Below are 21,315 nucleotides of genomic sequence, written 5' to 3' on the forward strand. Positions count from 1 at the left end.
AACACTTATTAATGATGTTGCTATTCTAAATGATAACTAAACTCAATTGCAACAAGTGTGTGTTTGTGCTATTTTTTCGAAAAATAAAACAACTATCCATAAAAGGAAATAACTGTGGTAGCTTCATTTAAGCCTAATAAACTTTCACTACTGATTACAAGCTCTTTGTTATTGGCTCAAAGTAATGCATTTGCTGATGAAACAAGTCGAGAATCAATAGATACAATTATTGTAACAGGCGAAAAAATCGAAAGGTCACTCAAAGATACGATTACATCGGTTGCAGTGGTAGATAAGTCACTATTAGAAAATGGACAACTAGGTTCGGTTTCAGAAGCTTTGGCAGAAATGGCAAATGTAGTGGTACTTACTGGAGCCGTGCCAGATATGCGCGGTGTGTCGGGTAATGGTGGTGCAACAGGTTTTAACTCATTTAGTGGAGGCTCTAAAGCAAGAGTATCAACGCTTGTTGATGGTGTAAGTCAGCCATTTGTAGCTGATTTAACCGGTGATACAGGTTTGTGGGATATAGATCAAATAGCGGTATACCGTGGACCGCAGTCAACTAGCAATGGTCGTAATAGCATTGGTGGTGCAGTTTATATGACAACCAAAGCACCAACACAAGATTTTGAAGGTGCTGTACGCGTTGGGTATAGAAATCAAGATAGTTACCTTGATACAGCCGCTGTTGTTTCGGGGGCTTTAATTGAGGATGTACTAGCATTTCGTTTATCTACTCAATATGTAAATGGTGAAACCTTTAGCAACCCAACGATACATGAAACCAATCCAACAGATAAAAACTTAAATCAGCTTAATACCAGTAGTACGCGTGCAAAATTACTGTATACCCCAACGACCGATTTAGCTGTACAGCTAACTTACTCTACCTACAGTGAAGAGGGTAATACAGGTCGTAAGTACTTTGAAGGTGATGAACCGTTTGATTATGTGCCTTTATTTCAGCGCGATATGGATACCCAGTCAGACACGACTCAGGTAAATATTGATTATAAAATAAATGATAACTTTTCGTTCGATATACTACTCGCATATATGGATTATGAATGGGGCTTTGAAGCATATGAGGCACTTGCCAGTGCGGAGTCTGATATTTCTATGGATGAAAAAAATATCACAATTGATAGTAAATTAAACTTTGGCTTAAATAGTGATTTTTATTCGGGCTTTGTAGGTATTGCTTATTTTGACCGTGAACAAGACTTTAAAAGCGTTGGTGCAACCAATTATTTTGGTGACGATAGTAGTGACTCTAAAGCAATTTATGGCGAAACAAGCTTTGAGTTAACAAATGAGCTTACGTTAACAGCGGGGCTGCGAGTTGAGCGTGAAGAACAACTTCGTAATTTTGATATGGCTTTTGGTGGCAGCAGATTAGTTGAGCAATTAGATAATTCTAATACGATAAAACTACCTACGGTAGCTGTTCAATATAAAGTAACTAATAACACTACCTTATCGGCAAGTGCTCGTCGTGGTTATAACGCTGGTGGTGGTGCCTTAGATTTTGCTGCACAAGAATACTATTACTACGAGCAAGAATCAGTAAATACCTATGAAGTAGGCTCGCGTAGCGTACTAAATAATGGTGATTTAAATATTAGTGCTAATATTTTTTACAATAACTTTAATGGTTATCAAGCTTTAAGCTCAAGTCGAAAAATCACTAATATTGACGATGCGCATAGCTATGGCTTAGAACTTGAAGCATATAGCATGCTAGGTGAGCAATGGCAGTTACATGCAGGGCTAGGTTTATTAAAAACTAAAATAGATGAATCAGCGACTTATTCAGATGCAGTGGGTAACGAATTAAACTCAGCACCAGAGCTAACTGCAAGTTTAGGTTTATCGCATTGGTTTACAGATAGCTTAAAGTTAAATGTGAGCGCTAATTATGTAGACGATTACTATGGCGATTTAACTAATACAGAAGAGCGTGTTGCCGGAGGTTATACAATTACGCGTGCAACAATAAGCTATAATAGCGATCATTGGTTGGTGAGTGCTTTTATTAATAATGCATTAGATGAAGAAGCATTTACGTCAGTTGAGCCTGCAAGTGGTCGTTACCCAACGGGTTATGTTGCGGTAGTGAATCCTCAAACGTTAGGTGCTTCAGTAACGTATCGTTTTTAACGTGCTTCTAAAATAATGAATTGGAAATTGTAACGCTACTTTTTAAAGGTAAAATAATTTAAAGCCCTAAAGCATTAGGGCTTTTAAATAAAGGGGAACTTTAACCGAGCTTAAATTAAATAATGTCGCGCACTTGTTGTTTAAATGACTTGCCAATTTTAACTGACACGCCTGATGCTAGTTGAACGCTTTCATTACTTAACGCAACAACTTTATTTTTGTTAATAACGTAAGATTTGTGGACTTGAATAAATGAAGTATCAAGCTCTTGCAATATGTATTTGAGAGTACTGCTTGCAAGTAATGCTTTTTCACCTTGCCATACTTTTACATAATTTCCATACGCTTCAAACATGTCTATGTCGCTTAATTGAATTTTATGTTTTTTACGATCGATTTTAAGCGTAATAGTCAGAGGTGCCTTGGAATTTAGCGTTATGTGTTTTCTTTTTTTCCGTACTTTATTGAGTGCTTGTTCAAGGCGTTGCGCAGAGACTGGTTTTAGTAGGTAGTCAGTTACGTCAAGTTCAAAACCGGCTAAAGCATATTCTTGATACGCACTAATAATAATCACTTGTGGTCGATTCGCGAGCACTTTTAGTAATGCAATGCCCGATAGTTCGGGCATGTTTATGTCTAAAAATAACAAATCAATAGATGATGTGGCTAAAGCACATAATGCATCTTTAGCGTTAAGGTATTGTCCGCTTATATTAATATCTTTATGGGCACTTAAATGATGCAGTATAACGTCATGCGCGAGCGGCTCGTCATCAACAATTATTGTGTTTAGCATGCAGCCAGCTCCAATTTAAGTGTGGTTTGCCAAAGGTTTTTATTTTCATTAATAATTAATGTGTGCTTATTTGGATATAAAAGAGTCAACCTACGGCGTAAATTGTTAAGTCCCATCCCATGCTCTGAATTGTTATTAGGTAGAATAGGGTTGGAGGAAAATAGCGTTAGTATGTTATCGGCCATGGTGATTTTAAACACAACCGTTACTTTTTGTGACGTGGGCTCTACACCATGCTTTATCGCGTTTTCTAAAATCATTATTAACAGTAGTGGCGAAATAAAATAGTGTTGTTGATATTCAGGCCATTGCACATCAAAGTTACAGCGCTCAGCACTTCGTAAACGCTGTAATGCAATAAAACCTTTTAAGTAATTGATTTCTTTTTCTAAACTCACCTGTGCTTTTTGACCTTCGTAAACACTGTAACGCAGTAAATTAGCTAATTGCATAACAAGATCTGGTGCATTATCTGCTTTTTTTAATGTCAGCGCGTAAAGGTTGTTTAATGTATTAAATAAAAAATGAGGGTTAATTTGCTGCTGAAGTAGCATTAGCTCTGTTTTTGTTTGTTGCTGGGCAATGTTGCTAATTTGAACGTGTTGTTGCTGTCGTTCAAACGCTAAAATAATCGGTGTGCTTATAGCTAAAAACAAAAATACGAACTGATAATTTTCAGGGCTGAAAATATTATCATTACCGCCTGGTGTTAAGTTAGCAATGCCTGAGGGTAAATCGTTAATAGGTAACAGTAGCAAGCACGATGTTAATATAGGTGTAAGTACAACGAGGCTTATTAAACTTGCAAACAAAAATATTAATACGCCATGATAGGTTAATACGTAGCGTATTAATAAATATCTATTTAATAAATACACTCCATATACTAATCCGGCACAAACAGTAATTTGCCAAAGGTAACCCAAAAAAGTATCAAACTGTGTGAATACTTTATAAACATCAATAACAGGCTCAATAGGCTGGTTTAACATAGGATCAGTGTGCGTATTGAGTATGCTTGATGTAACTATTGCCCAACCTAAAAGTACTATAAACACGACTGTATCAAGTGAAAACAAGGATTTAAGCCATTTATTACTCAACACATTGTTATTTTTATTAGTGCGTTTAGTAATAAGCCATATACCACTTGCAGATGCGCACAGTGTCCAACATTGTGCATCAAGGTATTGCCATTGCGAAAAGTTAAGAAGTTGGTTATTAAATACTAGCAAGAGAGATGGATAGGCTAAAAAGCCTAACAGCCAAACTATGATTGCGGGTGTAAGTAATAAACGATATGCAAACGCATGGGCAATAAAAAAGGGAATACACTGTAAAAAAAGTTGAATATTAATAGCCAGATATTGGCTAGTTGAATCCATATGTGATGACAAAAAGCGTATATGAGAGTCGAGCATAATAGCGGCTATTAGCGGTAAAAAAATTATTAGCTGGGTAATGCTAAAGCGTTGCCATATTGGTGTATTGGCTTGCTGCATATGTGACTCCGTTTTTATTATAGTTTCTGAGCGGGTACGCTCAGATAAAATTGTCTTTTTATTTTAAACATTACCTTTGCACAATTCACTACGCTGAGCGCGCTAGTTTATCCATAAAACTGTTTCAATCATAATTTATTTTTAAAATAATTATTTTATTTCATAGGGTTAGTAACCGTTTTAAGCACACTAGGCCATTTATCTAAATGATGAAAGGTCATATTTAAATGACCAACGTTACTTTTTTATGTTCATCATTTATTTCAAGACGTTAACCATTATCTTCTCGCTTGTATTGACTTGTTTTCTTAAGCTGGTGCTATACCAATTAAGGAAGAAACTAATGCTTACACTGAAAAATATCAACAAAAAATACGCAGATGGTACGCAGGCTTTGAATGATGTGACGATCACTCTACCCGCCGGTATGGTTGGTCTACTTGGCCCAAATGGGGCGGGTAAGTCAACACTTATGCGCACACTCGCGTGTTTACAAAATGCCGACTCCGGACATATTAATTTTAATGGCCTTGATGTAATTAGCCAACCAGATGCGCTTAGATCGCAGCTAGGTTATTTACCACAATATTTTGGTGTGTATCCCAATATGAGTTGTCGAGCGTTACTTGAGCATATTGCCGTATTAAAAGGTATAGATGGTAATGCACGCAAAAACCAAATTAATAGTTTACTTGAACTAACCAATTTGACTCAGTTTGCTAATAAAAAAGTTGTTAATTTTTCGGGAGGAATGAAGCAGCGTTTTGGCGTGGCTCAGGCTTTGTTAGGCAACCCAAAGCTAATTATTATGGATGAACCCACTGCTGGGCTTGATCCTGTGGAACGAGAAAGTTTAAATAATTTACTCGTTAGTATTAGTCAAAATAGGTTGGTATTGTTATCGACCCATATTGTTGAAGATGTTGAAAATTTATGTCACTACGTGGCCATTATAGATCAAGGAACACTCATACAAAGCGGTGACGTAAAAGAGTTACTAGTTCCTTTAGAAGGTAAGATTTGGCAGCTCGAAAGTTTACCCACGGGCATACCGAATCAGTATGTATTAAGTAAGAGCCATCGCTATGGTAGAGCGTCATTTCGTGTGTATGCAGACACGGCTCCTGCACAAAATGCAATAAACTCGCCCGCTACGCTTCAAGACAAGTACTTTTTTGCACTTAATGAAGGAAGTCAAACATGTTAATTTTTAATGAGTGGCGATATGCAGTGCGCCAACCACTTGTTTGGCTGTGCATTATTATCCCTTTGGTATTTGCGGTTATGTTGTCCTCTGGGCTTGCAGCAGTTGAAGTTGATTCGTTAAAACAATTTAAGTTAAATATTACAATGCTACAAATGATGCAGTTACCTGTGCTTGTAGGAGTATTGGCACCCGTTATATTTTTACGAGATCAGCACGCGTCAATGCAGGAGCTTATTTATGCTACGCAAACTAGTTTATTTAAGCGCAGTTTAGCAAGAGTATGCTTACTGATTTTCTTGGTTTTTATTATCAGCTTAATTAGCGATTTAGTAATGATATACATGCATGTAAGGCAATTGGGCTATATACCAAATGTGGTTTATTTTACTGTATTTAATAGCTTTTTAGTATTGTTACCAAATAGCTGCTTTTTAGTTGTTATTGCCTTTTTTGTTTGCCATAAATCAGCTAATTCATTACCCAATTATGTTGTTTTTACAGTGTTGTGGATAGGCTACATAATGCTTGCAAGTATTACCGGAAATCCAATGCTTGCTGGAAGTAGTATTATAAGCAATCGCTTTTATACATTATTTGTTTGGCTAGACCCTTTTGCATACACAGCCGTAATAAACAGTTTAACCAATTCATTAGGGGCTTCATTTGCTATTAATCGCGTTGTTGTGAGTATGCTTGCTGTTGGTATTTTTTATATTACTTTTAGTAAAAATAAAAAACACACATTATTAAAGAGTAAAAAAAGTAAAAATACTAACGAATACATTCGTTACAACACGTTAAAACCCGCTGAATATAAAACAGCGAGAGTCACGCAAAAGCCATTTTTGATGATGGCCAGTTTATACAAAACTACGCTGGTTAATTTGGTTTCACACCCAGTTACTTTACTGATTATTTTTGTTTGGCCGGTGATGGTTTTTAATAGTGTTGCCTCGTCGTCTGGTTATGTTGAACCAATGAGTGTTATGAGCACCACAAGCCTTGATGCAATTAGCTATTATGCATTTGATATGCAATTGTTGTTTGGCACTTTATTAATGGCTTTGTGGAGCTGGCAAGTAAGCTGCTTTGCTAAATACTATAATATAGCTGAGCTGATCGCTGCCACACCGCTCAAAACATATTACTTTTTAAACAGTCAGTTATTGGTCCTAGGTACTATGATATTGGTTTTTTTAACAATGAGCTTATTAGGGGCAAGTGCAGCTCAGTGGTTTTTACACAGTGCATATCAATTTGAAGTACATTTAACCATTTTATTTTTGATGGCAATTGTGCTTGCCATTATTGCGTGTGTATTTTTGTGTGTATTTAATTTGTGTCGTTCGCAGCTTATTGCAGGTTTGCTAATTGCTGTTATTTTACTGATCAAATTTACACCGATAATGACTTATCTTGGTCTTACGCATACATTGTGGAGTGTTGGTTGGACGCCTTTGCAGGCACCTGATAACTTTTGGGGTTATCGTGCAAGTATAAGTAGTTATTGGCCTTATATATCAGTTTGGTTAGTTGCGTGTATAAGCTTAGTTATAATTACGGGAATTTTTAATCACCGAGGTGCCGGGTTGAGCCAAAGAGTAATGGGGGTTAAACATTTTTGGTTACTTATTCCTTTACTTATCACTGTGGCACTATTTACTCAATTACATTTAAGACTGGTTGAGGAGAAGCTTTTAACCAACTCGCATAAACGCGAGGCATTTAAAGCACAATACGAAAAAGCATTCTCACAATGGCGCAATGTAGCACAGCCAAAAATTGTGCACATTGATGCTAATGTAGACTTTTATCCGCATCAGCAGCAAGCTCATTTTTCCTTAATATATACCTTAAAAAACACCCATCAAGATCCTATTAAAGAGATATTGGTTGGGCGCTCTGGTTTTTATAAATGGGCCGATATTGAAATCGATGGCGCACAAAGGGCTAAAAGCTTTCCCTTGCTTAATCAAGCTGTGTTTAAGTTTGAGAATGAAATGCAGCCAGGAGAAATACGTAAACTAGTTACACGGTTTGATGTTCATCAAGCTAAGCTTTGGCCAGTAAGAGGCCATCAGATAATAACCCCTGAATTTAGCTATATACGATCAGTGCCTTTATTGCCGACTGTTGGCTATCAAGGTAATTATGAATTAACCGATCCTATACTTCGTCAGCAACACGCACTTAAAGTGAAGTCGGTTATTAGACCCACGAAGCTATTTGCTAAAACGGTGAAAGCAAGTACTCATTACCAGTGGCTTACTATGTCGAGTAAAGTGAGTACAACAAGTGGTTATCAGGTTATAACCCAAGGAGAGGAAATATCACGTACCAGCAAAGATGACCGCGAAATATTTCATTTTGAGACTCGTACACCCATAAATGCAATCCCAGCTTGGGTGACGGTGCCTTATTCCCCTGTTACCAAGCAGCAAAATGGCGTGATGTTAAACGTGTTTGCTAAAGATAAAAACGAGCCAGCACGAGCGGAGTCTATAGCTATAAACCTCAGCGCAATGGGCGATACAATAAAATGGCTTAATAATATAAGCCCTTATAGAGCAAAACAATTGAGTTTAATAGGCTCGCCTAGTGTTGGTGCTACAGGTTATGCATTGCCGCAACTTATACTTATTGAAGACAGTGTTGGTTTTAGATCAAAGCCAAGCGCTAATGCAGGCTTTGATCAACGCTATCGCCGTGCAGTTCACGAAACCTCTCATCAATGGTTTGGCCATGATATTGGTAATGGGATACTTTCAGATAGCGCTTTTTTAGTGGAGTCTATGGCAAAGTATATTGAGCTTGTTGTTATAGAGCAGCGTTATGGGAAAGCGACAATGCAAGCGCTGGTTGAGTATGAAACAACACGCTACGAGCAAAGTATGTTGATGAACATAAAGGAGCGATCAGCCTTAGTTGATGCTACACAAAGCTTTGACCAATATTCGCAAGCAACCATTGTCTTTGCTAAGCTACGCGCTGCTATTGGGGATGAACCCATTATTAATGCGCTCAAGTTGGTTTGGGAAAATCATGGTTATCCAAACAGTCCCGCCAATTCTATGGATTTTATACGAGCATTAAAACATGAAGCTGGGAAAGAACAAGAAAGCTTAATAAACACACTGTTTTTAGAGTAAGTACGTTTAATTTGAACATATATTTAGTAAATCAAAAGCCCTATTATTTTAGGGCTTTTTGTTGCGTGCAGATTATTTTCCATTATTTACCTGTGCTAGTAACTCTATAACTTTTTGTTGACCAAATTTTTGTGCAAATTGCTCGGCTGTTTGGCCAGCTTTGTTTTGATGCGCATTGTCGCAATCAAGTGATACGAGTGTTTTAGCTATACTAAATTCACCTCTGAATATAGCGGCCATAAGTGCTGTGTTACCCCGGTTATCTTCCATGCAAGCATTAGCGCCTAAGTGTAAAAGCGTGTTTACCGTGTTTTTATTACCATGATAAGTGGCTATCATTAATGCGGTGTAACCTTTATTGTTGTAACTGTCGATAGGAATACCGGCATCTACAAATTGCTCTATTACGGCTGTATCGTTTGTACGAGCTGCGGCAAAGTAATAAGCAAATAAGCTTTGGTATTGTGTTTTTGCAGAATGTTGGCTTTCAACTTGCGTACTGGGTGTTTGTGTACTTGGGGTATTTTGAGCGTAAACGCTACTGGTAAAGCTCAGTAGTAGAGCGACTATAATTAATAAATTACGCATAACAATTGTCTCTTATAAAAAGAGGAAGGGGGGTTATCCCTTCCTCATAATTGTGGTTGCTTATATAGCTGCTTGCTTAGTTGGGACTAATTTTTACAACTGATTACTTACAGCTAGTTAATTACAACTAGCTACTTACAAGTTAGCTGCTAGTTGTTTAACCATTTTAATATCGCCGTTTACAGCTTTAGTTAAACGTGTACCGTACTCACTGTCTGCTTTGTAAAAGTGGCTAAGCATTTTGTGTTTAACATTGCTGTTTTGCACTTTGCCTAAATCGCCTGCAAGGTTATTAACGAGGTTTGTACGTTCTTGCTTGCTAAAACCACGGTATAAAACACCGGCTTGCGCGAAGTTTTGTTGCTTTTTAATCGCGGCTTGCTGTACGTAGCCTTTAAGCTCGGTTTGGCTTCTACGTGCAATTGGGTTTTCAGCAACGTTTTCTTGACTTGGCTGGTAGTTTACATTGCCTGTAGTGTTACCGTAATTCATTGCGCCGTCTTGGTTGTAGTTAACTACTTCAACTTTTGCACGGTTAATGGGCAATTGCTGGTGGTTAGCACCTAGGCGGTACATTTGTGTATCTGCGTAAGAAAATACACGGCCTTGTAATAAGCGGTCTTCTGAGGGCTCAATACCCGGAATAATGTTTGATGGCGCCATAGCTACTTGTTCCGTCGATTGGAAAAAGTTAGTTGGCATACGATTTAATGTAAGTGTTCCTGCTTTAGTTTCTTTTACATCTAACCACATTTTTGTTGCGTCTAATGGGTTGTAATCAAAGTCATCAAGCTGCGACGGATCAAGCGTTTTAATGTACAGATCCCATTTAGGGAAATTACCTTTATTAACTTCAGTGTATAAATCTTGTGTTAAATGCTGAAAGTTTTTACTTTGCACCTTTGCTACTTCTTTTGCGTCAAGGTTATCAATGCCTTGTTGGCTTACCCAATGAAACTTAACGTATTTAACATCACCCGATTTATTAATCATTTTGTAAGAATGAACACCCCAGCCGTCCATTTTACGAAGGCTTGCTGGTGTACCGTAGTCGCTGTAAACCCACGTTAGCATTTGTGTAGAACCTGGTTCGTGGGAGAAAAAGTCAAATACACGGTTAGGATCTTGAATGTTATCTACCGGAGATGGTTTCAAAGAATGGATCATATCTGGAAATTTAATCGCATCACGTATAAAAAATACCGGTAAGTTAAGGCCGACTAAATCCCAGTTACCTTCATCAGTATAAAACTTAATTGCAAAGCCGCGTGGGTCACGCAGTGTTTCTGGGCTGCCTTTAGAATGAATTACTGATGAAAAGCGAACAAATACGTCTGTTTCTTTACCAGCTTGTGCAAACGGTGCTGCAATTGTTAAATCGTCTAGCTCTTTTGATGCTACAAACACACCGTGTGCGCCAGTACCACGAGCATGCACAACACGCTCAGGAATACGCTCACGTGCAAAGCGTTGTAGTTTTTGAATTAGTTGTACGTCTTCTAGTAATACACTGCCGCGCTCACCAGCAGTAATCGAGTTTTGGTTGTCGCCAACAGCTGCGCCGTTATCTTTAGTAAGAGTTATTGCTGCGCTTGCCGGTAATGCCATTGCAAGTGCTAGCGCACTTAGTGTTAATTTTGTTTTGTTTATTTGAGTATTCATTGTCGACCTCATCTATTTAAAAGTGCCGGCAGTGGTGCAGGCTGTGAATCTGTTAACGATAGTATTAATTTTATTAACTTCGGTAAAACTGATTAATTAGATTGATATGATTTGTAAAATAGATGAAATAAATTTCAGAGGTGCTTTTAAGCCTTACCATCTACGACCTTAGTCGATAGGCATTTTTATAAAGTTGATTAAATACAACGATTTTTAGTTTTATCAGAGTGTATTTTCACCAAGCTGGTGCGTTTTATACTTACAGTGTGTTGACATATTCGTGCAATAAAGGGAATATGCTCAACTCATGAGCTTATGCTCATTATTAAGTTGCACTAAAAAGCTGCACACTATTAATCGCGCTTAACTCGTTATACTTAAATTAGCTAAACCAAACAGTTTTAATAAGGTGACAAGATGAATACTAACATTGAGCTAGTGATATTTGATTGTGATGGCGTTGTTATTGATAGCGAAATTTTAAGCGCACAAGTACTCATTAATATGCTTGTTGAAAAAGGCGTTGATATTGACCGTGCTTATGTACAGCAACACTTTTTAGGCTGCAATTTTAAAACAGTAAGCCAAAAAATAGCGGATGCATTTAATGTCACTCTTCCTGAAAGCTTTGAAGGTGACTACCGCGAAGCACTGTTAAACGAATTTGAAACAGGGCTAACCACGACTGACGGTATAAAAGACGTACTTAACAATTTAGCTGTGCCTATTTGTATAGCTACTAGCAGCAGCCCAGCACGCACCGCAAAAGCGTTGAGCGTAGTGAGTTTAAGTAAGTACTTTAGCGATACGGTTTTTACCAGCAGCGAAGTTAAGCGTGGCAAACCAGCACCCGATTTATTTTTACATGCAGCTAAACAAATGGGTGTAAAGCCAGAGCATTGTTTAGTGATTGAAGACAGTAAAGCCGGCGTAAATGCAGGAATCGACGCCAACATGCAAGTACTGCATTACAGCGGTGGGCAACATATGCAAGGCTCTGTTAATCATGTGCACAGTGCTTACCCAAATGTTGATCATTTACCGCATTGGCAAGATTTTTTTAGTGCATACCCTGCACTTAAAAAGCAGTAAACACGCGGCTTTTTAAATAAACAAAGTTTTAAACGTGATTTGCTCGCCTTACACACTGACAGGCAAGCAAACGCAAAATATAAATGTAGATGGTTTTGCTTTACTAAAAATAAAACAAGACATGGCGAAACATCATGCGTTTATAAGCCAAATTATAAAAGGCAAAGTATTTAGGTATTAAATCTTTTGCTGTTAACAATAGGAAATACCATGGCAACGAGTCCACACACACAAACATTTAAAGATGTAAACGAAGAGCAACTTCCTGTTGCTAATAATAAGCTTCACGGCTGGAAACATTTTGCAGGGCTATATGCTGGCGAACATGTTGCGGCTACTGAATTTGTTATTGGTGCAACGTTTGTTGCATTAGGCGCTTCAACCATCGACATTCTACTGGGTTTATTAATAGGTAACCTGTTAGCAATGTGTTCTTGGTGGCTGATTACTGCACCCATTGCAGTAGAAACCCGCTTAAGTTTATATAACTACTTAAACAAAATCGCTGGTAACTCAATGACCAAGCTCTATAACTGGGCTAACGTGGTTATTTTTAGTGTTATATCGGCCGCGATGATCACGGTATCCTCCACCGCCGTACGGTTTTTGTTTGATATACCAGCGCAACTTGATTGGTATCCAAATAGCTTTTGGTTTGTAGCCATTGTTTTAGCGGTAGGCTCTATTGTTGTGTTTGTTGCGATGTACGGTTTTTCAACCGTTGCTGACTTTTCAAAGCTTTGTGCACCGTGGCTATTTGTTATATTTATTGCAGGCTCGTTCGCGTTATTCCCTGAACTTTCAAACCACGTATTAGGTTCTACCTCTTTAACTAGCTTTAGCGACTTTATGACCATAGGCGACTCCTCCATATGGACCGGCACAAATGCGGATGGCGAAAAAGGCATTGGCTTACTCGAAGTAATTGGTTTTGCATGGGCTGCTAACTCAATTACTCACTTTGGTTTGATTGACATGGCTATTTTTAGATTTGCTAAACGCAAAAGCTATGGCTTGTTTTCTGGCGTGGGCATGTTTTTTGGTCATTACTTAGCGTGGATCTCTGCCGGTATTATGGGCGCAGGTGTTGCGGTATTACTTAAAACAACTATTTCATCACTTGATCCGGGCGATGTTGCATACCATGCATTAGGTTGGACTGGCTTTGTTATTGTAATTATTGCCGGTTGGACTACAGCTAATGCAAACCTTTACCGTGCAGGCCTTGCAGCACAATCTATATTTGTTAATCAATCACGTGAACGCACAACCGCTATTGTAGGTGTTGTAACCGTAATTATTGCGTGTTTCCCGTTTGTATTTTCACAAATGCTACCGCTACTTACCTACGCTGGTTTATTAGTAGTACCAGTAGGCGGCATTGTATTTGCTGAGCATGTGTTATTTCCTAAAATTGGTTTAACACGTTACTGGGCTAAGTATAAAAATATTACCCGCAGTGTACCGGCTATTGCCTCTTGGGCGCTGGCGCTTGTGTTTGGTTTTGGCTTAAATGCTATTGATGTTATGTCGTTTTACTACTTATTTATTCCTACGTGGATTTTCACAATCGTTATTTATACGCTTTTAGCTAAAAAATACGGCGCCGCTGAAGATTACACACAAGAGATTGAAGCAGAAGAGCAAGAGCAACGTGATATTAAAGAATATCAAGCTGCTGAAGCTAAAGACATTCCAAAGCCAGTAATTGACAGCTCTGTATTTACCAAAGTACTTAATGCGGTTTCTACGGTTTCACTGGTTATTATTTTTATATTTGCCAGCCAGGTGATGTTTTTCAGTGAAACTATGAGTATGTACAGCGCTAATAAATCGCAATTCGAAATAGCCTGTTTTATTTGTACTGTTATTTATTTTGTTACTGCGTACTGGTCGTTAAAACGCCATAAAGTACTCAATACAGCATCGTAATTACTTATCGTAATACAGTATCGTAATTTATATTTTATTTTTGTTTAGTAAGGTCGCACCATGACGCAACATCAACACACTGACGCTCTAGTTACAGGGCTAAACCAACAAAGCTTGGCTCAATTACCAAGCCATGTTGATACACCAACCTACGACCGTAGCGCAGTTAAAGCCGGTATTGTTCATATTGGCGTGGGCGGTTTTCATCGTGCTCATCAAGCGGTATATGTTAACGAGCTTTTAAAAACCCCAGGCTCTGAGCAATGGGGCATATGTGGTGTTGGCCTTTTAGAGGGTAACCGTGGTCTGCGTGATATTTTAAAGCAGCAAGATTACCTTTATACGCTTACTGTTAGACACCCAGACGGTAAAATAGATAACAAAGTAATTGGCTCAATGATCGACTTTTTGTTTGCTCCAGAGGACAAACAAGCGGTAATTAATAAGTTAGCGCACAGCGATACTAAAATTGTGTCGCTTACTATTACCGAAGGCGGCTACAACTTTAACCCTGCAACGGGCGAGTTTGACACCAGCAATCCAGATATTATTAACGACATTAATAATCCGAACGACCCAATTACAGCGTTTGGTTACATTACTGCTGCGTTAAAACTGCGTAAAGAGCAAGGCTTAGGCGCATTTACAGTGCAGTCGTGCGATAACATTCAGCACAACGGTAACGTAACACGCAAAATGCTTTTAGCCTTTGCTACAGAGCAAGACAAAGACCTAAGTGAGTGGATTGAGCAAAACGTATCGTTTCCAAATGCGATGGTTGACCGTATTACACCGGTATCTAAAAAGAGTGATATTGATTACGTGGTTGATGCATATGGTGTTAGCGACGAGTGGCCAATTACCTGTGAGTCATTTACACAATGGGTAATAGAGGACACATTTAGTGACTCTCGTCCAAATTGGGATGTTGTTGGTGCACAGTTTGTTACTGATGTAACGCCTTATGAAACCATGAAAATACGTTTACTTAATGCAGGGCATTCTGTGCTTGGTTTATTAGGTTCAATCCATGGCTATGGCACTATTGACGAAACGGTATCTGATGAATTATTTGCCACATACCTGCGTGCTTTTATGGATAAAGAAGTAACGCCAAATCTTGAACCACTTGAAGGCATTGACCTTGAAAGCTACAAAGATACGTTAATAGAGCGTTTTGCTAACCCTAATATTAAAGACAGCCTAGCGCGTATATGTAGTGAAAGCTCAGCTAAACTGCCTAAGTTTTTAATTGCCACTATTAACGAAAACCTAGTACAAGGTCGAGATGTATCACTGGCAACGCTTGTTATTGCAACTTGGTGTTTATACAGCGATAAAGGTTTAAGTGAAAACGGTGAGCAACTTGAAATTCAAGATGCTATGCACAAAGAGCTTAATTCTTACGCGCAAGAGACTCAAACTAGCCCAATTGCATTTTTAAAGTTAACGAGCTTGTTTGGTAAGCTTGAGCATAACGAAACGTTTACTGCTGAATATAAAAAGTCGATTGCTGCGTTGTATGCACCTAATAGTAAAATTAAAGCCATTATGCAGGCTGTACTTGATCAAAAGAGTAACTAATTATGAGCATTTTAATTAATCATAAATCAGGCGAAAACGTAAGTGTTAGCTGCTTTGGCGAAGTGCTGTGGGATTGTTTTGATTCAGGTAAACGCCTAGGTGGCGCGCCACTTAATATGTGTGTGCGTATTAACTCACTAGGCATTAAAGCCGACATGATAAGTGCAGTAGGTAACGACGAGTTAGGCGCTGAGTTACTTGGCGAAATTACTAGCAAAGGCGTAAGCTGCGAATACATTGCTATTAATAGTGACAAAAAAACTAGCACGGTTGAGGTAGCACTCGACAGTGGTGGCTCAGCAAGTTATGAAATAGTGGCAGACACTGCGTGGGATAATATAGCGCTTACTGATGAGTTACTTAGTAAAGTTAAAAGTAGCGATGTATTTGTATTTGGCAGCTTAATTGGGCGAAGCGAAGCGTCTTTAGCAACATTAAATCAACTAGTTGATGTAGCAAACTTTAAAGTATTTGACGTAAACCTACGTGCACCGCATTACAAGCTAGAAACACTTGTAGACTTAATGAATAAAGCAGATTTTATTAAATTAAACGATGAAGAGCTATACGAAATAGCAAAATCGATGGGTTGTAAGTTTCATTCGCTTGAACAAAATTTAGCGTTTATAGCACAGCAAACAAATACCGATTACTTATGCGTAACCAAAGGTAGCCACGGTGCTTTATTAACAATCAAAGGCGAGAATTTTTATAATTCAGGTTATTTAATTAGCGTAATTGACACTGTTGGCGCAGGGGATTCGTTTTTAGGTTCGTTAATTTATCAGCTTTGTAGCAACGACGACGCGCAATATGCCGTTGACTTTGCATGTGCCGTTGGAGCAATGGTCGCCGAAAGTTCTGGCGCAACACCTACTTTAACGCATCAACAAATTAGTGAGTTTATGAACCCACTTTAAAAAACATTGTGTGTGAAAGCGGTTATAACGTAAAAGTTTAACCGCTTTTTTTGTGCCCAAAATAAGACGTGTGTAATAAATATTCAATGTGGAGCGTTAAGTGTGCAGGTTGCGTAAATAGTGGCTTATATCGATTATTGTATTAGCTAAACGTCTTATTGTTTGAGGGTTGAAGCTTTGTTATTGTTCGTCGATTATTCACGGATTGAAAAGGCGGGGCGACACACAATGCGCTCTATAACTAAAATACAAAAAGAGAAACGTGCTTTATGATCATCTTTTTTATCTGCCTCACTATTTTAATACTGGGCTATAAGTTTTACAGCCCATTTGTTGAAAAACAAGCCGGTTTGGATTCAACTGCTGACACACCACAAAAACGCTTTAGCGAAGGTGTTGATTACGTAGCTATTCACCCTGTACGAGCATTTTTAATTCAGTTTTTAAACATTGCTGGCGTAGGTCCAATATTTGGCCCAATTTTAGGTGCTTTATACGGACCAGTTGCACTAGTATGGATTGTACTTGGTAATGTTTTAGGTGGCGCTGTACACGACTTCTTCTCAGGTGTAATGAGTATAAAAGAAGACGGTAAAAGCCTACCAGAAATCGCAGGCCATTATTACAACGTCGTATTTAAAGGCTTTATGCTTGTATTTACTGCCATGCTACTGTTTTTTGTAGGTGTAGTATTTATTATGAGCCCTGCAGGTTTGCTAAGTAACCTTGATTTTTTTGAAGGTACAATACTGGCAAATAATACCTTTTGGGTACTCGCTATTTTAGCGTATTACTTTTTAGCTACCTTGCTACCAATTGATAAAATCATTACTAAGTTTTACCCAATTTTTGGTGGGCTAATGATTGTAATGACAGTGGCAATTGCTATTTCATTACTTATTAATGCGCCGCACTTACCGGTACCAAGTGACTTTTTAGCTTACTTTGAAGCTGATCACGCTCATGACTTTTTAGAGCCAAATCCAGATGGACTACCAACATGGCCATTGTTATTTATAACAATTACCTGTGGTGCTATTAGTGGTTTTCACTCTACTCAAGCGCCAATTATTGCGCGCTGTTTAACTAACGAAAAATACGTACGTCCAGTTTACTACGGCGCAATGATGTGTGAAGGTATTGTAGGTTGTGTATGGGCACTTGCTGGTATTGCAGCGTTCCCAGATGGTTACGCGGGCTTAAAAGCATTGCTTGATCAAGGTGGTCCAGGTTTAGTTGTTAACCATGTAGCTAACAGTTACTTAGGTGTATTTGGCGGTATAATGGCAATTATTGCAGTAGCCGTTTTCCCAATTACTTCTGGTGATACAGCGTTCCGCTCATTACGTTTAACCGTTGTTGATGCGTTTAATATTCCGCAAAGTTTACGTAACCGTTTATTAGTAGCGGTGCCTATACTTGCTATAGCGTACTTTATGACGAAGCTCGATTTCTCATTAATTTGGCGCTACTTTGCATTTTCAAACATGCTGCTTTCTACAAGCGTATTATGGCTTGCCACTAAGTACCTGTTTGACCGTGGTACATTCCATTGGATTGCCAGTGTTCCTGCTGTTATAGCAACTGCGGTAACGGTTTCTTATATTGGTACTGCCGCAATTGGTCTTAACTTATCAAGTGATTTAGGTAAACCTATTGGCGCTGTAGTAACAGTGATTGGCTTAATTGTTTTAGCTATTGTGCACTCTAAGCATAAAGTTAAACCAACAGCGGTTTAATAATAATCACATAAGTTATTTCAAGCATTAAAAAAGCGAGCTATTCATAATGAATAGCTCGCTTTTTTTGTGTACTAAATTTAGGTATTACTGAGTTGCAAGTTCAAAGTAACTGTTATCGTCGAGCGTTTTGCTTATCATCATAGCACCCTCAAGCAAGCTCACTGTTTGAATAGCCGCTTTAGTAGGGTTGAGTTCACCATTAGCTAAATGCGCAGCGCTAAGCCATGTTAAATTTTGATTAAAAAAGCGTTTTACTTCAAGGCGTACTTTATCTGGAAGGCTATCGCTTTCGGCTCCTAGCAAACCACATAAACACATTTTACGATCGGTTACTAATGCACTTCTAAAAAGCTGAGTGTACACATCAATAGGATTTTTACCGCTTGCTTTAAGCTCGTTTGGCTCGCCTAACGCAGCTAAAAAAGAATTAGTATATTGATGAGCAAGCTCAGCACCTAAATCGGCCTTAGTCGGAAAGTGATAGTGCACACTGGCGCTCTTAATTCCAACTTCGCTTGCGAGCTCTCTAAAACTAAAATTACTGTACCCGCCAAGGCGCACCTTGTTTTCAGCTGCTTTTAATAACGCTTCTTTTTTACTCACTTTTAATATTTTCCTATCTGCAGTAATACCAATTTTATTAAAACATGATCATTGTATCGCATTAAACAACTCACTAACTGCGTTAAAAATTATTCATATAGAATAACTAGATGTCATAATTTTCGCCTTGTTATTGCGCTATTTTCTTAGCGCAATAATAGATCACTTATTTAATGCAATTGGAATAGCAAAATTATCGACCAGTAGGTAGTTATTTACAAGCGTTTTTATTTTTAAGCAACCCCCTAATTTTATTATGAATTAAGTTAAATCCTATAAATCAGAAAAATTTAAACGTTGACTTAAATTTAGTTTAATACTATAAATTACCTACCGGTAGGTAGGTTGCTGCCATTAATTCACTTTTAAACAATAAAGATAGAGATTGCTATGAAAATTTATGATGTAGAAAACTTTCCAAATCCACTTCGTGTTCGTATTGCTTTAGCTGAAAAAAATGCCACTGCACATGTTGAGTTTGTGCCTGTAGATTTACTAAATGGTGAACATAGAACAGATGCTTTTTTAGCTAAAAACCCATTAGCAAGCGTACCCGTTTTAGAGCTGGATGACGGTACGTTTATATCTGAAAGTACCGCTATTACTGAGTACATTGATACCGCGTTTGAAGGTCCATCGTTAATGGGTGAAACCGCAAAAGAGCGTGCAGTAATTAATATGATGCAAAAGCGCGCAGAATCTATGGTGCTTGACGCTGTGGCAACTTACTTTCATCATGCAACTGATGGCTTAGGCCCAGAGCTAGAAACGTATCAAAACGTAGCGTGGGGTGAAAAACAAGGTGAAAAGGCACGCCAAGGGTTTAGCTATTTTAATGATGTATTAGCGCAATCAGCATTTGTTGGTGGTGAGCAGTTTAGTATTGCTGATATTACATTGTATGCTGGTTTGGTATTTGCTGGATTTGCACAAATAGCAATCCCGAGTGAGTTAACCCATTTAGTTGCATGGCAAGAAAAAGTAGCAAAACGCCCAAGTGTTGCGGCTTAATTAGGTTGTTAGTTTAAAATTTAAGTGGAGTTACGGTTAGGAGCCAAATATGAAAATTGCTGCCGATTTTAGTAAACGAGTTGTGGTACATAGCGAAACGCTACCGTGGGTTGCATCGCCAATGGCGGGTGTTGATAGACGAGCACTGGACCGTGTGGGCGACGAAGTTGCTCGCGCAACGACTATTGTTCGTTATGCACCTGGCAGTGAATTTTCGCCGCATGTTCATACAGGCGGTGAAGAGTTTGTTGTGCTTGAAGGGGTATTTCAAGATGAACATGGTGACTTTGTGGCAGGTTCTTATATCCGTAACCCACCGCAATCAAAGCACAAACCGGGGTCTGAAAATGGCTGCGTTATATTTGTAAAGTTATGGCAGTTTCAGCCAGATGATCGAACCCACGTGCGTTTACAAACAGACTTGATGCAAAGTACGGCGCACCCTAGTTTTAAAAATGTAGCCGTAACCCCTTTATACAAAGACGATTTTGAAGACGTAAGCTTGTTGCACTTTAAGCCCAGCGCCTGCATGGTTATAAACGCAAAAGGTGGAGCAGAGCTGCTAGTACTTGAAGGCTCATTTGATGAACAAGCCGATACCCTTGTAAAAAATAGTTGGTTAAGAGTGCCTATTAATAGCTCTGTTAACGTTAAAGCGGGAAGTAATGGTGCAAAAGTATGGCTTAAAACGGGCCATTTAACTGATGTAGAAAACCAGATATCTCGTGTACAAAACGCATAATTGAGTCGTTTATTTGAGATTGTTTATTGATCTAGTTCAGGACTATTTATTGATCCAGTTCAGGACTATTTATTGATCCAGTTCAGGACTATTTATTGATCCAGTTCAGGACTATTTATTGATTTAGTTCAGGACTAATTAACTTTAGAAGGTGTATTTTTGTTACTTACTATTTAAGGAGAGTGGCAATGGTACACACAACACATGGTTTATCTATTGGTCTTGAACGTGCAGGACGAGAGTTTTTTTTAAAACTTAAAGCCGTTGGTACACTTACTCATGACGACTATAAAATAATTACCCCAATGATAAATTCAGCACTTAGCGAAGTTAATCATCCTGTAGTAAATGTTTTAATAGATGGCAGCGAACTTGAAGGCTGGGAACTACGCGCAGCGTGGGATGACCTCAAGTTAGGTGTTAAGCACTCTAAAGAATTTAAAAAAGTAGCTATTTACGGCAATAAAGAGTGGCAAGCTCGAATGGCAAAAATAGGTAACTGGTTTATATCGGGTGAGGTTCAATACTTTGAAAATGCTACCGCAGCCATAGATTGGCTAGACGAATAGCCTGATTGAAAACTTAAATTAAAGCACTCTTATAGAGTGCTTTTTTCTTTATG

At 38.4% G+C, this 21,315-nt stretch carries 16 protein-coding genes; 11 read left to right on the forward strand and 5 right to left on the reverse strand.

Annotated elements, in window-relative coordinates; translation table 11 throughout:
* The first annotated feature begins 114 nt into the window (after positions 1-114).
* On the forward strand, positions 115-2,163 hold the full coding sequence (locus tag I6F54_RS18765; protein WP_165739936.1) for a TonB-dependent receptor: 2,049 nt from the start codon (positions 115-117) through the stop codon (positions 2,161-2,163).
* A 115-nt stretch (positions 2,164-2,278) separates the two neighbouring features.
* On the opposite strand, the gene I6F54_RS18770 is transcribed toward I6F54_RS18765, so the two are convergent.
* Positions 2,279-2,959 carry a LytR/AlgR family response regulator transcription factor gene (locus I6F54_RS18770; protein WP_197142653.1) on the reverse strand — a complete coding sequence of 227 codons (681 nt, stop codon included), beginning with the start codon at positions 2,957-2,959 and terminating at the stop codon, positions 2,279-2,281.
* Complete coding sequence (locus tag I6F54_RS18775) at positions 2,953-4,461, reverse strand: sensor histidine kinase (protein ID WP_197142655.1); 1,509 nt, start codon at positions 4,459-4,461, stop codon at positions 2,953-2,955. The genes I6F54_RS18770 and I6F54_RS18775 overlap by 7 nt, the downstream gene beginning before the upstream one ends.
* Positions 4,462-4,804: 343 nt before the next feature.
* Here I6F54_RS18775 and I6F54_RS18780 point away from each other — a divergent pair, with 343 nt between their 5' ends.
* The gene (locus I6F54_RS18780) at positions 4,805-5,668 is read left to right on the forward strand and encodes an ABC transporter ATP-binding protein (RefSeq protein ID WP_197142657.1); all 864 of its coding nucleotides are present in this window, start codon (positions 4,805-4,807) and stop codon (positions 5,666-5,668) included.
* On the forward strand, positions 5,662-8,817 hold the full coding sequence (locus tag I6F54_RS18785; protein WP_197142659.1) for a M1 family aminopeptidase: 3,156 nt from the start codon (positions 5,662-5,664) through the stop codon (positions 8,815-8,817). Before I6F54_RS18780 ends, I6F54_RS18785 begins: the two co-directional genes overlap by 7 nt.
* 72 nt (positions 8,818-8,889) lie before the next feature.
* On the opposite strand, the gene I6F54_RS18790 is transcribed toward I6F54_RS18785, so the two are convergent.
* Together I6F54_RS18790 and I6F54_RS18795 are read right to left on the reverse strand one after the other, a co-directional pair.
* Positions 8,890-9,405, reverse strand: a complete 516-nt coding sequence (locus I6F54_RS18790; RefSeq protein WP_197142661.1) for an ankyrin repeat domain-containing protein — start codon at positions 9,403-9,405, stop codon at positions 8,890-8,892.
* A 135-nt stretch (positions 9,406-9,540) separates the two neighbouring features.
* A complete protein-coding gene (locus I6F54_RS18795; protein WP_197142663.1) occupies positions 9,541-11,067 on the reverse strand; it encodes a catalase in 1,527 nt (508 codons plus the stop codon).
* A 417-nt stretch (positions 11,068-11,484) separates the two neighbouring features.
* On the opposite strand from I6F54_RS18795, the gene I6F54_RS18800 reads away from it, so the two are divergent.
* The 5 genes from I6F54_RS18800 to I6F54_RS18820 all read left to right on the forward strand — a co-directional run bounded on the left by I6F54_RS18800 (position 11,485) and on the right by I6F54_RS18820 (position 18,334).
* Positions 11,485-12,159, forward strand: a complete 675-nt coding sequence (locus I6F54_RS18800; protein WP_165728995.1) for an HAD family hydrolase — start codon at positions 11,485-11,487, stop codon at positions 12,157-12,159.
* A gap of 210 nt (positions 12,160-12,369) precedes the next feature.
* Positions 12,370-14,091 (forward strand): purine-cytosine permease family protein, encoded by a 1,722-nt coding sequence (locus I6F54_RS18805; RefSeq protein ID WP_197142665.1) that lies wholly within the window; start codon positions 12,370-12,372, stop codon positions 14,089-14,091.
* Positions 14,092-14,151: 60 nt separating this feature from the next.
* Positions 14,152-15,675 (forward strand): mannitol dehydrogenase family protein, encoded by a 1,524-nt coding sequence (locus I6F54_RS18810; RefSeq protein WP_197142667.1) that lies wholly within the window; start codon positions 14,152-14,154, stop codon positions 15,673-15,675.
* Between the two features lie 2 nt (positions 15,676-15,677).
* The gene (locus I6F54_RS18815; RefSeq protein ID WP_197142669.1) at positions 15,678-16,595 is read left to right on the forward strand and encodes a carbohydrate kinase family protein; all 918 of its coding nucleotides are present in this window, start codon (positions 15,678-15,680) and stop codon (positions 16,593-16,595) included.
* Between the two features lie 269 nt (positions 16,596-16,864).
* Positions 16,865-18,334 carry a carbon starvation CstA family protein gene (locus I6F54_RS18820; RefSeq protein WP_197142671.1) on the forward strand — a complete coding sequence of 490 codons (1,470 nt, stop codon included), beginning with the start codon at positions 16,865-16,867 and terminating at the stop codon, positions 18,332-18,334.
* Between the two features lie 87 nt (positions 18,335-18,421).
* Here I6F54_RS18820 and I6F54_RS18825 read toward each other — a convergent pair whose 3' ends face one another.
* The gene (locus tag I6F54_RS18825; RefSeq protein WP_101163235.1) at positions 18,422-18,940 is read right to left on the reverse strand and encodes a TetR/AcrR family transcriptional regulator; all 519 of its coding nucleotides are present in this window, start codon (positions 18,938-18,940) and stop codon (positions 18,422-18,424) included.
* Positions 18,941-19,330: 390 nt separating this feature from the next.
* Here I6F54_RS18825 and I6F54_RS18830 point away from each other — a divergent pair, with 390 nt between their 5' ends.
* The 3 genes from I6F54_RS18830 (at position 19,331) to I6F54_RS18840 (ending at position 21,262) form a co-directional block, all read left to right on the forward strand.
* Positions 19,331-19,951, forward strand: coding sequence for a glutathione S-transferase family protein (locus tag I6F54_RS18830; RefSeq protein WP_197142673.1), 621 nt, complete (start codon positions 19,331-19,333; stop codon positions 19,949-19,951).
* Positions 19,952-20,000: 49 nt separating this feature from the next.
* Complete coding sequence (locus I6F54_RS18835; protein ID WP_197142676.1) at positions 20,001-20,693, forward strand: cupin domain-containing protein; 693 nt, start codon at positions 20,001-20,003, stop codon at positions 20,691-20,693.
* A gap of 188 nt (positions 20,694-20,881) precedes the next feature.
* The gene (locus tag I6F54_RS18840) at positions 20,882-21,262 is read left to right on the forward strand and encodes an STAS/SEC14 domain-containing protein (protein WP_197142678.1); all 381 of its coding nucleotides are present in this window, start codon (positions 20,882-20,884) and stop codon (positions 21,260-21,262) included.
* The last annotated feature ends 53 nt before the right edge of the window (positions 21,263-21,315 follow it).

The sequence above is a fragment of the Pseudoalteromonas sp. SWXJZ10B genome, from assembly GCF_015864475.1.
Taxonomy (GTDB): domain Bacteria; phylum Pseudomonadota; class Gammaproteobacteria; order Enterobacterales; family Alteromonadaceae; genus Pseudoalteromonas; species Pseudoalteromonas arctica.

Coding starts and splice junctions, on each gene's coding strand:
- I6F54_RS18770 (WP_197142653.1), bottom strand. CDS start 2,959: ATGCTAAACACAATAATTGTTGATGACGAGCCGCTCGCGCATGACGTT.
- I6F54_RS18775 (WP_197142655.1), bottom strand. CDS start 4,461: ATGCAGCAAGCCAATACACCAATATGGCAACGCTTTAGCATTACCCAG.
- I6F54_RS18780 (WP_197142657.1), top strand. CDS start 4,805: ATGCTTACACTGAAAAATATCAACAAAAAATACGCAGATGGTACGCAG.
- I6F54_RS18785 (WP_197142659.1), top strand. CDS start 5,662: ATGTTAATTTTTAATGAGTGGCGATATGCAGTGCGCCAACCACTTGTT.
- I6F54_RS18790 (WP_197142661.1), bottom strand. CDS start 9,405: ATGCGTAATTTATTAATTATAGTCGCTCTACTACTGAGCTTTACCAGT.
- I6F54_RS18795 (WP_197142663.1), bottom strand. CDS start 11,067: ATGAATACTCAAATAAACAAAACAAAATTAACACTAAGTGCGCTAGCA.
- I6F54_RS18800 (WP_165728995.1), top strand. CDS start 11,485: ATGAATACTAACATTGAGCTAGTGATATTTGATTGTGATGGCGTTGTT.
- I6F54_RS18805 (WP_197142665.1), top strand. CDS start 12,370: ATGGCAACGAGTCCACACACACAAACATTTAAAGATGTAAACGAAGAG.
- I6F54_RS18810 (WP_197142667.1), top strand. CDS start 14,152: ATGACGCAACATCAACACACTGACGCTCTAGTTACAGGGCTAAACCAA.
- I6F54_RS18815 (WP_197142669.1), top strand. CDS start 15,678: ATGAGCATTTTAATTAATCATAAATCAGGCGAAAACGTAAGTGTTAGC.
- I6F54_RS18820 (WP_197142671.1), top strand. CDS start 16,865: ATGATCATCTTTTTTATCTGCCTCACTATTTTAATACTGGGCTATAAG.
- I6F54_RS18830 (WP_197142673.1), top strand. CDS start 19,331: ATGAAAATTTATGATGTAGAAAACTTTCCAAATCCACTTCGTGTTCGT.
- I6F54_RS18835 (WP_197142676.1), top strand. CDS start 20,001: ATGAAAATTGCTGCCGATTTTAGTAAACGAGTTGTGGTACATAGCGAA.
- I6F54_RS18840 (WP_197142678.1), top strand. CDS start 20,882: ATGGTACACACAACACATGGTTTATCTATTGGTCTTGAACGTGCAGGA.